The organism is Providencia rettgeri (assembly GCF_023205015.1).
Taxonomy (GTDB): domain Bacteria; phylum Pseudomonadota; class Gammaproteobacteria; order Enterobacterales; family Enterobacteriaceae; genus Providencia; species Providencia rettgeri_E.
Genome location: NZ_CP096258.1, coordinates 2911534 through 2932868 on the forward strand (window position 1 = coordinate 2911534; position 21335 = coordinate 2932868).

15 protein-coding genes are annotated in these 21335 nt (G+C 39.7%); 7 read left to right on the forward strand and 8 right to left on the reverse strand.

Features of this window, described 5'->3' with window-relative positions:
• The first annotated feature begins 28 nt into the window (after positions 1–28).
• Both M0M83_RS13260 and fbpC read left to right on the forward strand, forming a co-directional pair.
• Complete coding sequence (locus M0M83_RS13260; RefSeq protein ID WP_125892219.1) at positions 29–2107, forward strand: ABC transporter permease; 2079 nt, start codon at positions 29–31, stop codon at positions 2105–2107.
• A gap of 16 nt (positions 2108–2123) precedes the next feature.
• On the forward strand, positions 2124–3164 hold the full coding sequence (gene fbpC, locus M0M83_RS13265; RefSeq protein ID WP_125892221.1) for a ferric ABC transporter ATP-binding protein: 1041 nt from the start codon (positions 2124–2126) through the stop codon (positions 3162–3164).
• A 146-nt stretch (positions 3165–3310) separates the two neighbouring features.
• Here the strand turns inward: fbpC and M0M83_RS13270 are convergent, their stop codons facing one another.
• From M0M83_RS13270 to ulaR, 6 genes are all read right to left on the reverse strand, one after another.
• Positions 3311–4183, reverse strand: coding sequence for a DMT family transporter (locus tag M0M83_RS13270; RefSeq protein WP_248466714.1), 873 nt, complete (start codon positions 4181–4183; stop codon positions 3311–3313).
• 212 nt (positions 4184–4395) lie between these two features.
• Entirely contained in the window at positions 4396–4839 is a 444-nt protein-coding gene (locus M0M83_RS13275) for a hypothetical protein (RefSeq protein WP_248466715.1), read from the reverse strand.
• Positions 4826–5956 (reverse strand): ThiF family adenylyltransferase, encoded by a 1131-nt coding sequence (locus M0M83_RS13280; RefSeq protein WP_248466716.1) that lies wholly within the window; start codon positions 5954–5956, stop codon positions 4826–4828. The genes M0M83_RS13275 and M0M83_RS13280 overlap by 14 nt, the downstream gene beginning before the upstream one ends.
• Before the next feature lie 49 nt (positions 5957–6005).
• Complete coding sequence (locus M0M83_RS13285) at positions 6006–6110, reverse strand: pantocin A family RiPP (RefSeq protein WP_248466717.1); 105 nt, start codon at positions 6108–6110, stop codon at positions 6006–6008.
• A 229-nt stretch (positions 6111–6339) separates the two neighbouring features.
• Positions 6340–7407, reverse strand: coding sequence for an L-ascorbate 6-phosphate lactonase (gene ulaG, locus M0M83_RS13290; protein WP_213913164.1), 1068 nt, complete (start codon positions 7405–7407; stop codon positions 6340–6342).
• Between the two features lie 115 nt (positions 7408–7522).
• Positions 7523–8278: an HTH-type transcriptional regulator UlaR gene (gene ulaR / locus M0M83_RS13295; protein WP_248466718.1), complete on the reverse strand. Its 756-nt coding sequence runs from the start codon at positions 8276–8278 to the stop codon at positions 7523–7525.
• A gap of 402 nt (positions 8279–8680) precedes the next feature.
• On the opposite strand from ulaR, the gene M0M83_RS13300 reads away from it, so the two are divergent.
• From M0M83_RS13300 to M0M83_RS13315, 4 genes are all read left to right on the forward strand, one after another.
• Positions 8681–10435: a PTS ascorbate-specific subunit IIBC gene (locus M0M83_RS13300; protein WP_125892230.1), complete on the forward strand. Its 1755-nt coding sequence runs from the start codon at positions 8681–8683 to the stop codon at positions 10433–10435.
• 71 nt (positions 10436–10506) lie between these two features.
• A complete protein-coding gene (locus M0M83_RS13305; protein WP_213913234.1) occupies positions 10507–10974 on the forward strand; it encodes a PTS sugar transporter subunit IIA in 468 nt (155 codons plus the stop codon).
• A 49-nt stretch (positions 10975–11023) separates the two neighbouring features.
• The gene (locus M0M83_RS13310; RefSeq protein ID WP_248466719.1) at positions 11024–11854 is read left to right on the forward strand and encodes a Cof-type HAD-IIB family hydrolase; all 831 of its coding nucleotides are present in this window, start codon (positions 11024–11026) and stop codon (positions 11852–11854) included.
• Complete coding sequence (locus M0M83_RS13315) at positions 11851–12498, forward strand: 3-keto-L-gulonate-6-phosphate decarboxylase UlaD (RefSeq protein WP_125892234.1); 648 nt, start codon at positions 11851–11853, stop codon at positions 12496–12498. The genes M0M83_RS13310 and M0M83_RS13315 overlap by 4 nt, the downstream gene beginning before the upstream one ends.
• A gap of 122 nt (positions 12499–12620) precedes the next feature.
• Here M0M83_RS13315 and M0M83_RS13320 read toward each other — a convergent pair whose 3' ends face one another.
• Complete coding sequence (locus tag M0M83_RS13320) at positions 12621–15218, reverse strand: calcium-binding protein (RefSeq protein WP_248466720.1); 2598 nt, start codon at positions 15216–15218, stop codon at positions 12621–12623.
• A 277-nt stretch (positions 15219–15495) separates the two neighbouring features.
• Positions 15496–19383 carry a phosphoribosylformylglycinamidine synthase gene (gene purL, locus M0M83_RS13325; protein ID WP_248466721.1) on the reverse strand — a complete coding sequence of 1296 codons (3888 nt, stop codon included), beginning with the start codon at positions 19381–19383 and terminating at the stop codon, positions 15496–15498.
• A 268-nt stretch (positions 19384–19651) separates the two neighbouring features.
• On the opposite strand from purL, the gene mltF reads away from it, so the two are divergent.
• Positions 19652–21316 carry a membrane-bound lytic murein transglycosylase MltF gene (gene mltF, locus M0M83_RS13330; RefSeq protein WP_248466722.1) on the forward strand — a complete coding sequence of 555 codons (1665 nt, stop codon included), beginning with the start codon at positions 19652–19654 and terminating at the stop codon, positions 21314–21316.
• Positions 21317–21335 lie beyond the last annotated feature (19 nt).

The following is a 21335-nucleotide window of genomic DNA, read 5'->3' on the forward strand; positions in this document are numbered from 1 at the left end:
GCAAAATATGACGAGCTTAGGGGGAACTATGTCTCAAACCCTAACCTTATCGACCCCAACCAAAAAGGATAGTATCTTTTTTTGGCTGCTGATTGCTTGGCTAGGTTTCGCACTACTACCTTCTTGGAGCCTAGATTATGGCGTACTTGATTCAACACAAGACGAAATCATAGCGGCCTATGGTTGGAGTAGCCTAAACATTAGCTGGCTTTGGTATTTATTACCTTCCATTTTATTTATTCGCCCGTTAACACCAGCGGATCGTTATCACAAAACACGCCATTACTTTGATATTAGCGTAGCTGTTATCACCGCCGCACTGGTGATCTTAACCTCCTACTTTGAAGGAAAAGGGTTAGGTTACTCCGCTATTGTGCTATTTATCGCCTTGGGAATGGTGATGACATTGGCGTTAACTCGCCTTGAATGGCTCGGTGGAGACCAGTTTGTTATTGGCTCACTGATCACCGTCGTTGCGTTGATAACCCTGTTTATTGTGTTCCCAAGTGTCGCTATTTTCATTCCGATGTTTACGGATGGAAATGGCGACTTTGCGCCATTCGCCTTTGTGGCAATTTTGACACAATCTCATATTGTCCAAGTTATTATTAACTCAGTATTTTTATCGTTAGCGGTAGGGGCTGGCTGTACCTTCTTTGGCTTAATTTTAGCCATTTATACCACGCGTATTGCTAAACGCTCTGCGATTATTGGCCGTGTTTTTTCGATTTTGCCTATCGTCACTCCACCATTTGTCGTTGGTCTCGGAGTCACCTTAATGATGGGGCGCTCAGGGTATATTACTGAATTCCTTGCGGCCTATATGGGCCTTGAAAATACCAACTGGCTGTATGGCTTTACAGGCATTTGGTTAGCGCAAGTTCTCGCCTTCACACCAATGTCATTCATGATTTTAGATGGTGCGATTAAAACCATTCACCCATCTTTAGAAGAAGCGTCTTATACTTTACGAGCCAACCGCTACCAGACATTCTTCAATGTATTTATGCCATTACTGAAACCTGCTTTGGCAAACGCATTTTTAATCGTTATCGTGCAATCATTGGCTGACTTTAGTAATCCGCTGGTTTTAGGCGGTAACTTCGACGTACTCGCAACGCAAATTTACTTCTATATCACCGGTTCACAGCTGGACTATCAAGCCGCTAGTACCTTGGGTGCGTCACTATTAGTGTTCTCATTATTAGTATTCTGCGTTCAGTATATGTGGATAGGCAAACGCTCCTACGTCACCGTGTCAGGGAAATCTTACCGTGGTGATGTCCAGCCGTTACCAACGTCATTAATTGCCACTGTAACAACGTTTTTAGCCATTTGGGTTGCATTTAACGTCTTGTTATACGGCAGTATTTTCTACGGCAGTTTCACTGTTAACTGGGGCGTTGACTACACCTTAACCTTTGATAACTTTATTAAATTATTTGGTCAAGGCATGAGCGATGGGGCATGGCCGTCATTGTTGGATACCCTTCTGTACGCGGGTATTGCCGCACCTATTACTGCGATCCTTGGTTTACTGATTGCCTATATCGTGGTTCGCCAAGACTTCCGCGGTAAAAAGACCATCGAATTCACGACGATGCTGTGCTTTGCGGTTCCGGGTACCGTGGCAGGTGTGTCATACATTTTAGCCTTTAACGACTCACCGTTCTATTTAACGGGAACAGCCGCTATCGTTATTATTTCGATGACTATGCGAAATGTTCCTGTCGGGATCCGTGCGGGTATCGCAGGTTTAGGCCAAATTGATAAATCATTGGATGAAGCGTCACTCAGCTTACGAGCGGGTTCAATGCGTACCATCTTCTTTATCCTATTGCCATTGCTGCGCCCAGCTATTCTCTCGGCCCTGATTTATAGCTTTGTCCGTGCAATCACCACGGTCAGTGCGATTGTGTTCTTGGTTACACCAGATACTCGCGTCGCAACGGCCTATATCTTAAACCGTGTCGAAGACGGTGAATATGGCGTTGCCATTGCCTATGGCTCAATCCTGATTGTCGTAATGTTGGCAATTATTTTCTTATTTGACTATTTGATTGGCGAAGCCCGTGTTTCACGTTCCAAAGCCAAAAATGCAGAGTAATCACGGAGTAACTGACATGACACAACATCATTTTGTTGAACTAAAAAATGTGACTAAACGCTTTGGCAACAATACCGTCATCGATGATTTAAGTCTTTCCATTCCGCAAGGTAGCATGGTGACCCTACTCGGCCCATCAGGTTGCGGTAAAACCACCGTATTACGCTTAGTGGCTGGTTTAGAAAAACCCACGGAAGGCCGTATGTTTATTGACGGTGAAGATGTAACTGACCGTTCCATTCAACAACGCGATATCTGTATGGTTTTCCAATCCTATGCCCTGTTCCCCCATATGTCCTTGGGGGACAACGTGGGTTATGGCTTAAAAATGTTAGGATTACCCAAAGCCGAAATCAAAAAGCGAGTTGACGAGGCATTAGAATTAGTGGATTTAGCCGGTTTTGCTGACCGTTTCGTCGACCAAATTTCTGGGGGACAGCAACAACGTGTCGCTTTGGCTCGTGCATTGATCCTTAAACCCAAAGTCCTGTTATTTGATGAGCCATTGAGTAACTTAGATGCAAATTTACGTCGTAGCATGCGTGAAAAAATCCGTGAATTACAGCAACAGTTTAATATCACCTCTTTGTATGTTACCCATGACCAAAGCGAGGCCTTTGCGGTGTCGGATATGGTGTTGGTCATGAATAAAGGGAAAATCATGCAGCTAGGCTCACCGCAAGAGCTCTACCGCCAGCCAGCTTCAAAATTTATGGCGAGCTTTATGGGCGATGCGAATATTTTCCCTGCAACGCTCAGTACGGATTCTGTGGATATTTTCAATTATCGCTTACCACGCCCAGAACAATTTGTGACTGATAAAACCGCAGTGACTGTGGGGGTTCGCCCTGAAGCCATCACGCTGAGTTTACAAGGTGAAGACAGCCAACGCTGTACAGTGACTCATGTTGCTTATATGGGGCCTCAATATGAGGTTACTGTTGATTGGCATGATCAATCAATGTTGCTGCAAATCAATGCCACTCAATTACAACCTTCTGTTGGGGAAAACCTTTATTTGCAGATCCACCCATACGGCATGTTTATTCTTGAGTAAGATCCCACTCTTTGAATAATACTAAATGTCATTAGATAACAAGGAAGACTTAGCATTGTGAATAACACATTCCCCTATAAGGGTGGAGGGGGAATGTGCTTCATAAGAAAATAATCACTAGAAGCATATTATCGGTGACTTCAATATCAATTTTTATTTTTTTCTGAAAGTACAATTAACATACTTAACAAAATAAATAACATACCGATTATCATCGAAATTGTCATTGACTCATCTAAAAGATAGGATGAAATCATCACACTAATGATTGGTGAAATAAGAATTGAGTATGATGAAAGCTTTGCGCCACCATACCCTATCATATAATACCAAAGAACATAAACAATCACGCCATTAGCTATCCCTATATAGATAATTGGTATATATACACTCATAAAAAATTCAGAATGTATATTACTCAATATGTTTAAATCAACATTTAAAAATGGAATTAATAAAACAAGAAAAATAAATGAGACTATATTTTGATAAAATACTTTTGAAGTTAGATTTGTTTTTATGGTGATTTTTTCAGATAAAATAGTTCCTAGTGCCCACATAAATGCACTTAATAAAATTATCATTTCACCAATACTTATACCAACTGGTGATATAAAGATAAAAATACCACTAATGCATAACAAAGATACAAATACTGACTTAGCTTCAATATATTTATTCATTACACCCAATATAACTGTTGCCATTACTGGCATTGTATAAACAAGTACAGATGCCTTTACCGCTTCTGTATACTTTAACGCCAAACTATTTAATATAGGAACTAAAAAAACATTTAAAAAACCAAGTGGGATACTTTTTACAAAATCCCGAAAATTAAACCGACATCGACTAAAAAAGAAAAAAGCAAAACACAAAAAAATAACTGAAATAATTAGTGAGTAAATTCTAAAAGCCCAGACACCTACTTGGTCAATCGCTAATTTTGATATAGGAAATGCACTCCCCCATATGAATGATATTAAAATAGCACAAAGAAGTATTTTAATTTTCTTCATTATACCTCACAACTAATGCTATTCTCTTATTTGTTCTATTAGATGTCACTGTGGAAACGAAATGTGGGATTTTCCTTTTTTTTGTATCAAAAATTAAAATATTTAGATATGACGGGATAAAGTATCTAAAATTGTCTTTTTATCCTTATCTAAAATCATCGTTAACCCTCCATAATTTGCTTCCCATTCCTTTGTTAGATTAATTACAATACCTATCCATCATCGAAGTCGCAATGTGTAGTTAGAAAATCATCTTTATCAAACCTGCTTAAGTACATGTTTGATATAATATTTATTTTACTTCCCGTTAGGTTTCCTAAAAAGCTTTTAAATTTAACATCATTAACAACTGCAATTAAATCAGCTGGAATTATTTTTATTTCCTTAAAACATATTCTTCTAAATGAAAATGAAAACTCGCCATTATCTCTACCTTCAAGTGCACTTATTTTTTCAGCATTAATACTATTTATATCGGTATCAGAGAGATAAAAATCGCTTACTCCCTGTCTATTTTTTATAATAAAACTCCATTTATCTTCTTCAATACTATTGATTAAGTTCAAGTCAACATTAAAGTCAGGAAAAAAATCTTTTATTGTAAAACTAGTATACCCATTAATCAAAAACTCTTTTTTATGCCTATTTATCCCCATTAAACAGTTTCTCCTCTGTAAAACTAAAGTCCCTCAGGGATATTTTAATTTTTCTTCCCTCCAATGAGATAGTGTCATACTTAGTGATGACTTTAATTACTTGGTCAACCACTAACCCTGACATTGCAGCTAGTGACGGAGAGCTTTGCCAAGCATTAACTTTTCTTACTCCATTTAAAAACTGTTGCTTCATTCTAGCTTCTTGAAAATCTTTTACTGTCGGGTCATCGCTATAAAATGTTTTTTTAATTTGATGTTTAACATCAAAGTATGTTTTCCCTATTTTATTATTTAAATAAATAGGACCTATAGATATTTCATGAGGATCACCTCCTAGCTCAATGACAGGTATCGATTTATCAATAGCAACTTTATGTATTATATCCTCAACCGTATTTTTTTTGTAATAACCTAAACTTGCCCATGCGAGCAGAATCATATCAACACTATCAAGTAAATCATTAACTCTATCTTCATTTGGTGTTAAAAATTCAAAATATTTTTCTATTTTAGTATATTTATTATGTCTATATATTCCATTTTCTGCTGAATCAACTTTACTTTTTCCAATATCGTCTTCTGTATATAAGACTTGTCTATTTAGATTTGATAATTCAACAATATCACCATCAACAAATCTTAACGTTCCAACACCAACCAATGCAAGTTGCAATGAACACCATGTTCCCCATCCTCCCATGCCAAGCACAAGAACTCTACTTTTTTTTAAACGTTCCTGATACTTTATCGATGATAAATTATCATTATCGATTAAAGAAAATTGTAGCAATTGACGGTCGTAAAGTTCAATTTCTCTAGAAGTAAGTAGTTCAGATGAAATAATATTATCTTCAACTAAGCCACATGATATCATTTTCCTAATAAAATCTATTACTTCATGTTCTTCAACATTTAAGTTTGTATTTAACAGTTCCTTTATTATTCTCGGCAATGTATGTTCACCATCTAATTTAGACAATACAACTTTCACCCATTCAGGTGGAGACTTAATTATTTTAGCCTTACCTGGTATTTCACCAATACAAATATTTCCATTATCAGATTCAATAATATGATGAGAGCGTTTTATAATTGGCTTTGTTACTAAACTATACATATTAACTCCCCCCTTTATAATGCCGCTTACCGCGGCATTAATTTATTATTTATTCTTCTAATTCAATCTCTTCACCCTCATTATACATCGCAATTTCTTCGCTAATTGAAGAGATACGTTCAGTTAAGTCATGCAATATTATTTCATTCTTCATATTTCTACCTCTAATAAATTTAATTTAATCACATAAGTTATCTAAATTGATAACGCTATCATTAGAAAATATTAAATTAAGGTAGTCAACGCCAGTCGATTAATAAAAAATAACACCACATAGATAATAAACATATTGGTAATGCATATTATTTGAATGTATATTTCTAAATGCAATAAAAAAACAGCGCCTAAGTTTTCTTAAACGCTGCTTTTAATAGCAAGATTAATTATAAAAACGCTTTATAGGGCAATTCAGGTTCATTTTTGAAAATATCACTAAAGCCGCGGAAATGTTGATAATGCATACGGCCTTTATCCGTTGGATAAGTGTATTTTCCACCTACTTGCCAGAAGAACGGCGCAAATTTATATTGCAGACGCTCTTTTTTCATATTCCACAAGACTTCAATTTCACGTGGGTCGTTTTGGAAGTTCGCCCAAATATCATGGTGGAATGGAATAACACGTTCGCAATCCAATGACTCTGCTGCACGTAAAATATCGGATGACGTCATTTTATCCGTCACACCACGTGGGTTCTCACCATAAGAAAGCAATGCCACATCAATATTGTAACGGTTACCATGAGCTGCATAATAGTTTGAATAATGCGAGTCACCAGAGTGATACAGAGAACCACCAGTGGTTTCAATCAGGTAATTCACTGCACGTGAATCCATACCATCTAAAATTTGCTTATCATAAGAAGAAACGCCCTGTGGCAATGTCACTAACGCAGTACGATCGAATGAATCTAATACACGGATTTTCATATCACCGATATCAATCACATCCCCCACTTTGGCGACCACACAGCGCTCTGCGGGTACGCCCCACTTAGTCCATAAATCCACGCAAGCTTGTGGACCTATAAATTTAACGTGATCACCGCAGTTTTGCATAACCGCAGCAGCAACGTTGACATCAATATGGTCAGCATGGTCATGGGACGCTAAAATCGCATCAACTTCTTTAATGGCAAACGGGTCGAGAGGAAAAATCGCAGTACGTAAGTTAGGTTGTAGCGCTTCAACACCACCCATACGCATCATTTGGTGTTGCTTATTCATGAGTGGATTCTTTTGCGTTTTTTTCCCTGTTCCACACCAAAAATCGATACAAACATTGGTGTTTCCCTCACTTTTTAACCAAATTCCTGTGCACCCTAGCCACCACATTGAAAAGGTATTAGGTTCAACAATCGTTTTTTCAATTTCTTCATTTAGCCACGTTCCCCACTCAGGAAACGTACTTAAAATCCAAGATTCACGTGTGATTTCATTTACTTTGCTCATAGTAATAATACCTTTTTCCAGAATTTTAGACGTAGGGAGCCCGATGCCTTAATCGAGAAATTAAGGCATAGCGGCAGAATTTGTTTAAATTTAAAAAGTCATCTATTCGACGGAGTTACACCAGTATCACTCGCGTGCCCTGTGCGGCAATCGCTTTGATAACTTCAGCGTTGGCATTCTTCCCAGTGATAAGAACATCTATCTTATTCGCTGGGCAAAATAACATTCCGGTTCGATGACCCACTTTGGAACTGTCTACAACAACGACTAATTTATCAATTTGGTCAAGCATTTGCTGTTCTGCTACCGCGGTTAACATGTCAGCTTTGTATAAACCGGCCTCCGTTAATCCTTTACCTGAAGTAAACATCCAGTTACCGGCATAGCCCATTAACGTGTTCAAAGCAGGATTCAAAAAAATGTTTTGTGCTTTGTTATACTGCCCACCGATTAAAATGACGTCATCATGGTCTTGGTCAATCAAATAACTCGCTAATGGAAAATAATTCGTCACAATTTGCACGTTTTTCCCGCACAATTGTTGCCCTAACATAAACGCGGTTGAACCACAGTTAATAACAGCACTTTCCCCCGGAAGACAAAGTCCCGCGGCTTTAATCGCGATTTCTGATTTTTCTTCATAGTGCTCAGTACTGTTGATGTTTAATGGTGTCCACTTACGTTTTTTGTTTTCAATACGTTCAGCACCATTACGGACTTTTCGCAATTTACCTTGCTCATCTAACTTTGAAATATCACGACGAGCAGTTGCAGGCGACACACTAAATTTTTCAGTAATATGAGAAACATTGATCACTCGATGTGTTTCCAATAACGACAATATTTCATTGTGTCTTTGCACTTCATTCATAATCATCGCCTTATTTGTTAATAATCACCATCATGATGATAAATGATTCAAAATGATTATCGGTGATTAGTTTTGATTCTATTTATCTCATCTAATGTTGTCAACCTTTACACATGCAAAAACACAACATTTGACACAAATAAAACAAACCCATTGATATACATAGATAATTTAAATTTTACGTGATCAGGTCGCCATTTATTTATTTTTTTACTGGTAAAAAAACAGACAAATGCAAACAATCATAAAAGAGCAATTCGTGATTATGTATGATCACATTTGATTTTTGCGAGACTGTTTAAACGCTTTAAATGATTATATCGCAATAACACCAGATACGATCAATATGAATCATCTCTGACCCAGATAAATTACAAATACAATTTGATTAGAGGTAAAAATATGGATTTTTTATACGACGCTTTCTATATTTTTTACAGCCAAGTAATGACAAAAGCGCCTCTATTATTAGGCTTAGTCACATTTATTGGTTATTGGCTATTAAAGCGCGATGGCACGACCATTCTCAAGGGTACAATCAAAACAATTGTTGGTTTTATGCTAGTCGGCGTGGGGGCTAGTACCTTAGTTTCCAGCTTTAAACCCGTCATTGAAAAAATGTCTGAATACCACGGGCTGACAGGCTCAGTTATTGACCCATATACGTCAATGATGGCGACAATGGAAGCGATGGGTGATAACTACTCTTGGGTGGGCTATACCGTTTTATTAGCCCTCGCCCTTAACATTCTTTTAGTCCTTTTTCGCCGCGTGACGGGTATTCGTACCATAATGTTGACGGGGCATATTATGTTTCAACAAGCAGGCTTGATCGCGGTTTTCTATTTTGTTCTCGGTTCAAGCATGTGGGAAACTATTCTATATTCCTCAGTTTTAATGGCACTGTATTGGGGGATTTCCTCCAATATTATGTTCAAGCCAACACAAGAAGTCACGGGAGGAGCAGGTTTTTCTATCGGCCACCAGCAACAATTTGCCTCTTGGATAGCCACGAAAGTCGCACCTAAACTCGGCGATAAAAAAGATAGCGTTGATAACTTAAAACTGCCGAAATGGTTACATATCTTCCATGACAGCATTTCCGCCACCGCCATTGTAATGACCTTATTCTTTGGTGTGATCTTAATTTCCTTTGGTATCCCCAACCTACAAACCATGGCAGGGACTACCCACTGGACCATTTATATTATTGAAACCGGTCTAAAATTTGCTGTCGCTATCCAAATCATTGTCACTGGCGTGCGAATGTTTGTTGCCGAGCTTTCTGAGGCCTTTAAAGGAATTTCCGAGCGAGTCATTCCTAACGCAGTGCTCGCCATCGATTGTGCAGCAATCTATGCATTCTCCCCTAATGCCATGGTATTTGGCTTTATGTGGGGGGCGATTGGGCAATTTGTTGCCGTTCTGGGTATGTTGGCATTTAACTCGCCAATTATGATTATCCCCGGTTTTATCCCAATGTTTTTCTCCAATGCCACTATCGGTATCTTTGCAAACCACTTTGGCGGTTGGAAAGCGGTCATGAAAGTGTGTTTTGTGATGGGGGTCATCGAAGTATTGGGTTCTGCTTGGGCAATTAGCTTAATTAACAGCCAAGGCACTGACTTCAGTGGTTGGATGGGTATGGCCGACTGGGCACTCGCCTTCCCTGTCATTATGCAAGGGTTGTCGTTCTCTAAAATGTTCTTCTTTGTGGTTGTCGCCTTAGCCGTTGTCTATATGTATTTTGCAGCGAAGAAATTACGGGCCGAAGAAGATGCCCAGAGCACAAGCGAACCGGTCGTTAATACTAGCGAAGAAACCGAAACAGCCCCTATTGAGCATCATAGTGCTAAACCCGTACGTATTTTAGCTGTCTGCGGTAATGGGCAAGGCTCGTCCATGATGATGAAAATGAAAATTGGCCAGTATCTTGAGAAAAAAGGGATCCCACACATCATGGATTCTTGCGCAGTATCTGACTATAAATCGAAATTAACAGCGACTGATATTATTGTCTCTTCTAAGCATTTAAGCTCAGAAATGGATCCAGGTGAGGGTAAGTTTATTCTTGGCGTACAAAATATGCTCAACCCCAACTCCTTCGGTGATGAACTACTCGATATCATACATACCAATTTTATCGGAAATAAATAGCCTAAGTCATAGGGATCGATATCGCTCACGACGGTATCGACTTCCTTAACATTAAAAATAGGAACGCAATGATGGGATTTAAACAATCACTAATCGACAATCATTCAATACAGCTGCAAGCATCCGCTGATAACTGGCGTGATGCTATCAAAATAGGTACAGACCTGCTCATCGCTTCGGGTGCCATCAAACCCAGCTATCATGCGGCAATCATCAGCAGCGTCGAAAAGCTCGGCCCTTATATTTGCATCGCGCCTAACTTGGCCCTTCCCCACGCTAGGCCTGAAGATGGTGTACTAAAAACCGCCTTTGCTTTAGTCACACTAGAAAAACCGATTATTTTTGAGGGCGAAGATGAACCCGTTGATGTACTGATCACCTTAGCGGGTAGTTCATCAGATGAACATATGGAAGGCTTGATGGAAGTGACTCGCGTCCTCGATGATGAGGACAGTGAAACCGGTGTCGACCTTGATAAATTACGTCGCTGCCGCACCATTGATGATGTTTATCAGGTTATTGATCAAGCATTATGCTAATTTAATGATAATAAAAAGAATCATTAATTAGCGATAGAGGTAATCAACCATGTATAAAGTATTAGCGCTTGACTTAGATGGCACCGTTTTAACCCAAGAACACACTATCCATCCCGCAGTCAAACACGCGATCCATGAAGCAGCAAAGCAATGCCATATCATGATAGTCACAGGGCGCCACCACACCGCGGCCCGCCCCTATTATGATGAGCTTGGTTTAACCACGCCAATTATTTGTTGCAATGGTACTTATATCTATGATTACCAAAATGAAAAAGTTATCACGCACAATGCCCTTACCAAAGAGAATGCGCTTACTTTTATTGAACTGGCGCAACAGGACAAACTAAAAATGGTGATGTACATCACCGACGCCATGGTGTATTCAAAAATCGATCCTATCGATTACATGAGCGCGATGGAGCAATGGGCTAACAACCCAGCCATGGCACATCCGCCAAAAATTTATCGCATTGATTCATTTGAAGAACAAGTCCAGCACGCTGACTATATTTGGAAGTTTGTCGTCGAAGGTGAACCCGCTACATTAGAGCGCTTCTTAAACTTGCCTTGGATAAAACACACTTTTAATGCAGAAAAATCATGGTCAAACCGTTTCGACTTTGCTGCAAAAGGCAATAACAAAGGAACGCGTTTAGCTGAATATCTCAACACACTGGGTTATGACTCAAACCAAGTTATTGCTGTTGGTGATAATCACAACGATATCTCCATGATTGAGCTAGCAGGCTTAGGCGTTGCAATGAAAAATGCAGATGACACCGTGAAATCCCATGCGGATTTTGTTTGTGCGACAGATAACAATGGTGATGGCCTTGCGCGTCTAATACATGAAAATATTTTAGGACAATCACAATGACAAAGCCTTTGATCCAAATTGCTTTAGACCAAACCAACTTACCCGCAGCCCTCGAAGTGGCTGAAAATGTACACACTTTTGTCGATATCATTGAAGTGGGTACTATCTTAGCCTTTGCAGAAGGCATGAATGCGGTCGCGACTTTACGTCAAAAATACCCCAACCACATTCTGGTTTGTGATATGAAAACCACCGACGGTGGAGCCATTTTGTCGAAAATGGCATTTGAGGCAGGTGCAGATTGGATCACTGTTTCAGCCGCAGCGCATATTGCCACAATTGCTGCCTGTAAAAAGGTTGCCGATGAATTTAATCGTGAAATCCAAATTGAAATCTATGGTAATTGGACGTTTGAAGATGCCAAAAATTGGGTCGAACTTGGGATTTCACAAGCGATTTATCACCGTTCTCGCGATGCCGAACTTGCTGGTATTGGCTGGGCAAATGAAGATATCGAAAAAATGCGTAAACTGTCTGATTTAGGGTTAGCGCTCTCAATTACTGGCGGAATAGTCCCTGAAGACCTTCATCTATTTAGCGGTATCAAAGCGAAAGCCTTTATTGCAGGCCGTGCATTAGTCGGTGAGAAAGGCAAAAAAACGGCAGAAGCACTAAGAGAGCAGATTGACCGTTTTTGGAATTAATAAGCTTTAATTAAGTCACTATACTCACCCTAACCTAATAACATCAATAGGTTAGGGTTTCGTCTTGTCTTCGTTCTATCAGGTTAAAACGAGTCGATCATGCACTTAATATTCTTTTATACTTATCTTTTTGATAAAAAATTATTGACAAGTTGAGTCGGTTGCCAATGACTCTTTATTTTTTCAACATCATCAATTCCACCACTCATATATTCATCTTGCAACCGCATTTCTGCTAAAGTATTCACTAAATACTCAAGTTTTTGCGCTGTTGTGTACTTTCGGGCTCCTGGTAATACATTATGATGAATAATGACTGGCTCTTGACTATTTTTGTGTTGGATAAGTGTGAGCTTATAACCGGACTCAGAGCTATAAATATAGTGAACTGTTTCAGTTTGGTTATCAGGTTCTATTATTTCCGGTATTCTATTAAAGCTAATTAAGTGTATCCTATCTTTATCATTGTAGTGACGAATAACACTCGACCCGCTGAACTCCCCATTAACAATAAATATATTTTCCCCTTCTTGGTCACTCAACAGCCCACTATGGCCATTAGCGATAAGTACATCATTTCCAGCACCACCGTATAAATCAATATTGCCTTCCTCTGCATACAAGACATTATGGCCAGCTTTACTGTGCGTCATAGATAAACTTCCTGTGCCCATATTGGCTTTAAATACTCGTCCATGTTGGCTTTCATCTATAATTTTTTGTTGATGACCTGTGAATTGCATAACTAACTGAGAAGGTTTTGAATCCTTTTTAATATGGACCTCCGGTAAAGATAAATCCATTATTGCGTGCTTCGAGTTTTCGAAAAAGCCTTTAAAAGCAAACATCGGCTGCCATGGTAATAATGGCGATTCTCTTTGCCAATATTGCTTATGCTCCGCCAGATACCTGACCATGTGGCTCATACTTTCTTTGACATCATTTGGAATATTATCAGGGAGCCTATGATAATGGTGAATATGATTTTTATTTATTTCATCTGAAGATATTTTTTTTATTTTCACCTCGCGTAGTTTTGAAACTGACGTAAAAACTTGATACCGTACACCACTTTCTTCTATTTCTTTATATGTCTCATTAAAATGCATTAAATGAATATTATTAATCCCATTGTTATCATTAATAACTGTTATCCCACGGCCTTTAGAACCATCCACAATATAGTGGTCATTACCATCATTGCCATTTAAGGTATCATTGCCTAAGTCTGATAATAATAAATCCCCTTGTATACTACCCTCGACAAAATCATTCCCAGCACCACCATATAAAACATTCATTCCTTCATGAGCAGTGATTTTATCGTTACCATTTCCACCATTAGCAATCACACCCAAATAACTATAGTTATAGATTATATCATCGCCATCTAATGCATCAATAATCGCATTTTGATAAGTCTCTCCTCTTCTATGGTAAAGTTCATCAGATTGTTGAGTCAATAAATCGGGTCTTTTTTCAGTAACTATTTCATGCCCTTCTTTCTTTAGATTTATCTTAAATAGATTATCATTCGCATCCTTTACATATATATGTTGGAATTCTGTATTTTCATAGCCTATAAATTTGATATTCAATTTTTTATCATTAAACATATTGGAAAAATATATTGACTGACCACCTGTACGTAACTGTTTTCCATATTCATCAAATAATTTTATAAAAATACTATTATCGCGCCCATCTCTTCCTTTCATATTACTAAGGTCGATGGTCAATTCCGATTGTTCAAGCCCCCCCGGTTTTAATTGATAAATATCATCCCCTTTTGTTGCTATAATATAGCTATTTCTATTTACCATAGTTAAGTTATCATCACGATGACTACCTGTGTACGTTAAGTTTTTAATATTCCCATTAGGATTAAAATAACCCCATATTGGAGATGAATACCCCCATATTGGAGATGAATACCCCTGATTATTAATAATCATATTTTTCATTTCTTGATTGATTATGACTTTATCATTCTCAGTTCGCCTTTTAAGGTGATCTTTATCTTGAAAATAGCTAATCTCATAAATCTTATCAAAATTCGTCTTATTTCCATGATTCATTGGCGTAGGTATTAAACTGAAACCATCATGAGTATATAGTTGATAATGATGTTTTAATACTTTTCCATCTGGTGAGTTCTGATAAACATTTTTTAATGTTAAATTCAACTCTAAAACATCTGTGGTTTTATAAGGCGATTTTGTTTTAATTGTTAATACAAGGTCATTATCCACTACCCTTACATTAACGATCTCCTTTAGCGTATAACCTAAGTGAACGTCACTCTGGCTTTTTGTTGTTTCAACAATTCTTGCATTTAATTTAGTTATTTTTTTGTTTTTAATATTCGTCCATTGATAACGGCGCAGATAATAACTATCATCGCCATCTCCACCTCGCGCAACCCCCGACCGAAAAATAAGATGATCGTTTCCATCATATCCATTCATCGAGGCTTTCATCTCACCTGCATCTAATACATTATTTTCTTTATTCCCTTTTATAAATAAATTTGATTTTATACTCCCTGAAAAAACAACATTTTTAGTCTTCGCCAATTTAATTTCATGCCCTTTCACTTTACTTAAATGAAGATCATTTTTCATTAAATTAATATATATTGATTTTTTATCAATGTAATTTGAAGCATCAATTTCATTTTCGAAAGACATTCCCATCTTTAATTTATTTATAGCATCCATATTAACTCGCTTAAAATTGCCATGAATATAAATCACTAAGCCATTCACTGTCTTAGCACTATTTAACACTCAATAATTTAACATTTAATTTATTTTTTAATTAAAAAGTTAATCTGATATATCAAAAAATTCATTCACAAAATAAATTAAAAATTAATTAATATTTAAATAATAAAAAAGCACCCTATCATTTTGGCTTTATACCTCATGATAGGGTGCTTGTATTCAAATTAGCGTAAAGACTAATTTGCTTAGAGACTAATTGCTTAAATGCGAATTAGCCTAATTGCTTACGTGCATTACGGAAAATGCGCATCCACGGGCTGTCTTCTCCCCAATTTTCAGGGTGCCATGAATTGCTCACAGTACGGAAAACACGCTCAGGGTGCGGCATCATGATCGTTGCTCGGCCATCTGTTGAGGTCACCGACGTAATACCATTAACTGAGCCATTCGGATTCGCTGGGTATTGCTCGGTCACTTGGCCATAGTTATTTACGAAGCGCATTGCCACCAGCCCATTATCTTCTAGTTGCTGTAAATGCGCGGCTGCACGTGCTTCCACTTGACCTTCACCATGAGAAACCGCTATTGGCATACGAGAGCCCGCCATGTCTTGCAGTAACAGCGATGGGCTTTTTGCTATTTCAACTAAGCTAAAACGCGCTTCAAAACGTTCAGAACGGTTACGCACAAAACGCGGCCAGAACTCAGCACCTGGGATAAGCGAATGCAAGTTCGACATCATCTGGCAGCCATTACATACTCCCAATGATAAAGTGTCTGCACGGTTAAAGAACGCAGCAAATTCATCACGGACTTTATTATTGAACAAAATAGATTTTGCCCAACCCTCGCCTGCACCTAATACGTCCCCATAAGAGAAACCGCCACAAGCCACTAATGTTTGGAATTGCTCCAAAGACAAGTTACCCACAAGTAAATCACTCATATGCACATCAACCGCATCGAAACCAGCACGGTCGAAAGCGGCAGCCATTTCCACATGGGAGTTCACGCCTTGTTCACGTAAAACAGCCACTTTAGGACGCACACCTGACAAAATAAACGGCGCTGCAATGTCTTCTTCAATGTCATAAGTCAGTTTCACATTCAAGCCAGGGTCTTGATTATCCTGCTTCATCGCATGTTCTTCGTCTGCACACACTTCGTTATCGCGCAAGCGCTGCATTTGCCAAGTGGTTTCAGCCCACCATTGACGTAATAAGCTACGAGACTCACGATACACAACCGTGTCACGGCTATTGATGATCACGACATCATCCTGTATTGCAGCACCTAAATAATGAACACAGCCTGCAAGCCCTGCTTGCTCAAAGCATTCTGCCACATACGCTCTATCCGCTTCATTAACTTGAATGACCGCGCCTAACTCTTCGTTAAATAATGCCGCTAAGGTATCTTCATCGAATGAACTGATATCGACATTTATACCGCAGTGACCCGCAAAAGCCATTTCCACTAACGTGACGAATAAGCCACCATCTGAGCGGTCATGGTAGGCTAATAATTTTTGCTCTGATAATAACTTCTGAATGGTATTAAAGAAGCCAAGCAATACTTCTGGATTGCGTACATCCGGGGCTTTATTACCTAATTGACGATATACCTGTGCTAGCGCAGAACCGCCTAATGCGTTATTACCTTGCCCAAGGTCAATCAATAACAAGGCATTATCTTTAATTGTTTTTAATTCAGGTGTCACGGTTAAGCGAACATCTTCAACACGCCCGAATGCGCTGATCACCAAGGAAAGTGGCGATGTCATTTCACGCTCTTCACCATCCTGCTGCCAACGCGTTTTCATTGACATAGAGTCTTTACCAACAGGAATGGTTAACCCTAACGCAGGGCAAAGCTCTTCCCCTACCGCTTTAACCGCTTCATATAAACCGGCATCTTCCCCTGGGTGCCCGGCTGCTGCCATCCAGTTTGCAGAAAGTTTTACACGTTTAAGATCTTGCACATAAGAGCATGCTAAGTTAGTTAAGGCTTCACCTACCGCCATACGCGCCGACGCGGCGAAATCCACTAAAGCCACTGGCGTTCTTTCACCAATTGACATGGACTCCCCGTAGTAGCTATCTAAACTCGCAGCCGTGACCGCACAGTCAGCGACAGGGATCTGCCATGGGCCGACCATCTGATCACGGGCAACCATACCTGTAACGGTGCGATCCCCAATGGTAATTAAGAATGTTTTTTCAGCTACAGCGGGTAAATGCAGAACACGTTTTACCGCTTCATTTAAATTAATCGCCGTTCTGTCTAATGAATCTGGCTCTGCCTTTAATGTTTTCACATCACGCAACATTTTGGGTGTTTTGCCTAATAAAACATCCAGTGGCATATCAATCGGCTGGTTTGCAAAATGTTCATCATTCAGCGTTAAATGACGCTCTTCAGTGGCTTCCCCAATGACGGCGAACGGTGCCCGTTCACGTTCACAAATCGCAGTAAATACAGGAAGTTGCTCAGGTGAAACCGCCATGACATAACGTTCTTGTGACTCATTACACCAAACTTCTAGCGGGCTCATACCTGGCTCATCATTCAGGATCTTACGTAATTCAAAACGCCCACCACGGCCACCATCATTCACCAGCTCAGGCATGGCATTCGATAAACCACCCGCACCTACGTCATGGATAAATAAGATAGGGTTATCGTCGCCAAGCTGCCAGCAACGGTCGATCACTTCTTGGCAACGGCGTTCCATTTCAGCGTTATCACGCTGTACTGAAGCAAAATCGAGGTCCGCATCGGATTGGCCTGATGCCATGGATGAAGCGGCTCCACCACCTAACCCAATATTCATTGAAGGGCCACCCAGTACAATGAGCTTAGCACCGACCGTAATTTCACCTTTTTGTACGTGGTCTGCACGGATATTCCCTATGCCGCCTGCCAACATAATGGGTTTATGATAACCACGTAACTCTTCACCATTGTGGCTATTGACCTTTTCTTCATAAGTACGGAAATAGCCTAATAACGCAGGACGGCCAAACTCATTGTTAAATGCCGCCCCCCCTAATGGCCCTTCCATCATAATATCCAAAGCGGTCACAATGCGCTCTGGCTTACCAAAATCTTCTTCCCAAGGCTGTTCAAAACCAGGAATACGTAGGTTAGAAACCGAAAAACCGACTAAGCCCGCTTTTGGCTTCGCGCCGCGACCTGTTGCGCCTTCATCACGAATTTCACCACCAGAGCCTGTTGCTGCTCCTGGCCAAGGCGAAATCGCTGTTGGGTGGTTATGGGTTTCCACTTTCATTAAGATATGAGCATCTTCTTGGTGGTAGCGGTAAGTGCGCCCTTCGGGCTCAGGGAAGAAACGACCAACAGGCGAGCCTTCCATCACGGCTGCGTTATCTTTATATGCCGATAAAACGTGGTCAGGTGTTTTTTCAAACGTATTTTTAATCATTTTAAACAGCGACTTAGGCTGTTCTTCACCATCAATCACCCAATCCGCATTAAAGATTTTGTGGCGACAATGTTCTGAATTTGCTTGAGCAAACATGTATAGTTCAACATCCGTTGGGTTACGCTCTAACCCAATAAAGGCATCTAGCAGGTAATCAATTTCGTCATCAGCTAACGCTAGACCCATTTCCCTGTTTGCTGTATCCAATGCAAGACGGCCCCCCGTAATCACATCAATGGATTTCATTGGTGCCGGCTGCTGCTGCACAAATAATGCACTCGCTTGTTCAAAAGAAGAGAAAATGCTTTCCATCATGCGATCGTGCAAAGCCGCGATCACTTCATGCCACTGTTCTTGGGTCAGTTCACCACCTTGAACATAGTAAGCAACCCCACGCTCGATACGCTTTACTTGGCTAAGGCCACAGTTATGGGCAATATCCGTTGCTTTTGAAGACCATGGAGAGATAGTACCCGGACGAGGGGTGACTAAAATAAGCTTACCGAATGGGTCGTGCTCTGCCAGAGAAGGACCATACTTTAACAAACTGCTTAGTTTGCCTTGCTCGCTATCACTCAACGGCGCTGATAATTCAGCAAAGTGCATATATTCAGCATAGATATCCGTGACAGGAAGCTGTTTTTCTGCAAACAGCGCCAAAAGGCGGGTAATACGAAATGCTGATAGAGCAGGTGAACCACGCAAAATTTCCATCGTCTTAATTTCTCTCTTTTAAACGCCAGCCCTGAACATGAAAGCAGGGAAACCGGAACACATTATAGAGCAATGTTCATCAATACGAAACCGTTTGCGTGATTAAAAAGGAAGCGATTAGTTAAATATTATTCTGTGCTAAATACGATAATATAGGTTGCACCGTTCCTAAATGTTGAGCAAAATAGCCGACTACTGGAATTATAACCATATTTAGCCATACTCTTTATTGATGTATAGCACCAGTCAATGCACGAGAAACTATTATTTGAATAACTTAAAAGTTAACTATTTAATTGTCGTGGTTATCGCGCTACTGGCTACTATGGTCATCGGTTTTAACGTCCGTTGGCCCAATACGCAAAATTCACAAATTAATAAAATTATTTCTCAAGGTGAATTACGTATTAGTGCCGTTAGCTCACCACTTATCTATATTGATGAGCAAAAACAGCTGCGTGGGTTTGACTACGAGCTGGCTCAAGGCTTTGCCTCATACCTAGGTGTTAAGCTTAAAATAACCATCCGCCCAACATTCGAGCAAATATTCGATGACCTTGAAAATGGTGATGCTGATATCGCAGTCGCGGGCTTGTTATATAACAAAGATCGTTTAGCCAAAACGAAAACCGGTCCTAGTTACCTCAATGTCACTCAACAACTTGTTTATCGCAAAGGAACCAATCGCCCTAAAAATTTCAATGAAATTAACGGCAAATTATTGGTTACTGCTGGCACCGCTCATGCAAGCACACTAAAGGCGCTGGCCAAAGAATACCCAAACCTAAAGTGGGAGGAAACCTCAAAATACAATACCAATCAAATCCTTGAAATGGTTGCTGATGGCGAGGTTGACTACACATTAGAAGACTCTATTGCAGTTGCATTACAGCAACGTATTCACCCTCAAATTGCTGTTGCTTTTGATTTATTGGATGAACACGCTATCACTTGGTACATGCGTCGTAGCAAAGAAAACAGTTTAGACGCTGCATTACTTGATTTCTTTAATCTCAGCCATGAGACCGAATTACTCGCACGTCTTAATGAAAAATATTTTAGTCATGTAGAGTCTTTCGATTATTTCGACACAATGGCATTTATAAAAGCAATTGATAACAAACTTCCCGAATATCAACCGCTGTTTGAAAAGTACGCTCAGGTAATTGACTGGAAATTGTTAGCGGCTATCGCATGGCAAGAGTCCCATTGGGACCCTTTAGCAACTTCGCCTACGGGGGTACGTGGGTTGATGATGTTAACCAAGCCAACGGCAACAACAATGGGTATTGCTGACAGGTTAGACCCTGAAGAAAGTATTAAGGGTGGAGCCGCGTATATTGCTTATATTATGGAACGTTTACCTGAAACCATCGAAGAGGATGACCGTATCTGGTTCGCCCTTTCTGCCTATAATATGGGATATGGGCATATGCAGGATGTACGTAAATTAACTGAAATGTTAGGTGGAGACCCTAACCGGTGGCTAGACGTAAAAGCCCGTTTACCTTTATTAACACAGAAAAAATATTACTCACAGCTCACTTATGGTTATGCACGTGGCCACGAGGCTTATCGTTACGTTGAGAATATTCGTCGTTATCATCAAAGCTTAGTTGGTTACCTACAAAGCCAAGAAAGAAAACAGCATGCGCTTGATATTGCACAAAAATCACTTATTTATTTAATCTCCCCAGAGGATCATACAGAAGGTGGAGCTCTAACGATGCAAAACCAGTCCCCTATTCCTGAAAAAGTGAGTACTACACACTTAGGGAAAATGAGTTCTGTAACGCAACCACCTAAAACACTCGAAGAAAAAAGACTACCATTAGGTAAGTATCTGCTTTCACTACATCCAACACAAAATACCGATGAAACCGATGATAAAACGCCCATCACACCACTAAAAGCACCTGAGAAGCCGTTATAAATCATGCTAAAATAAAATG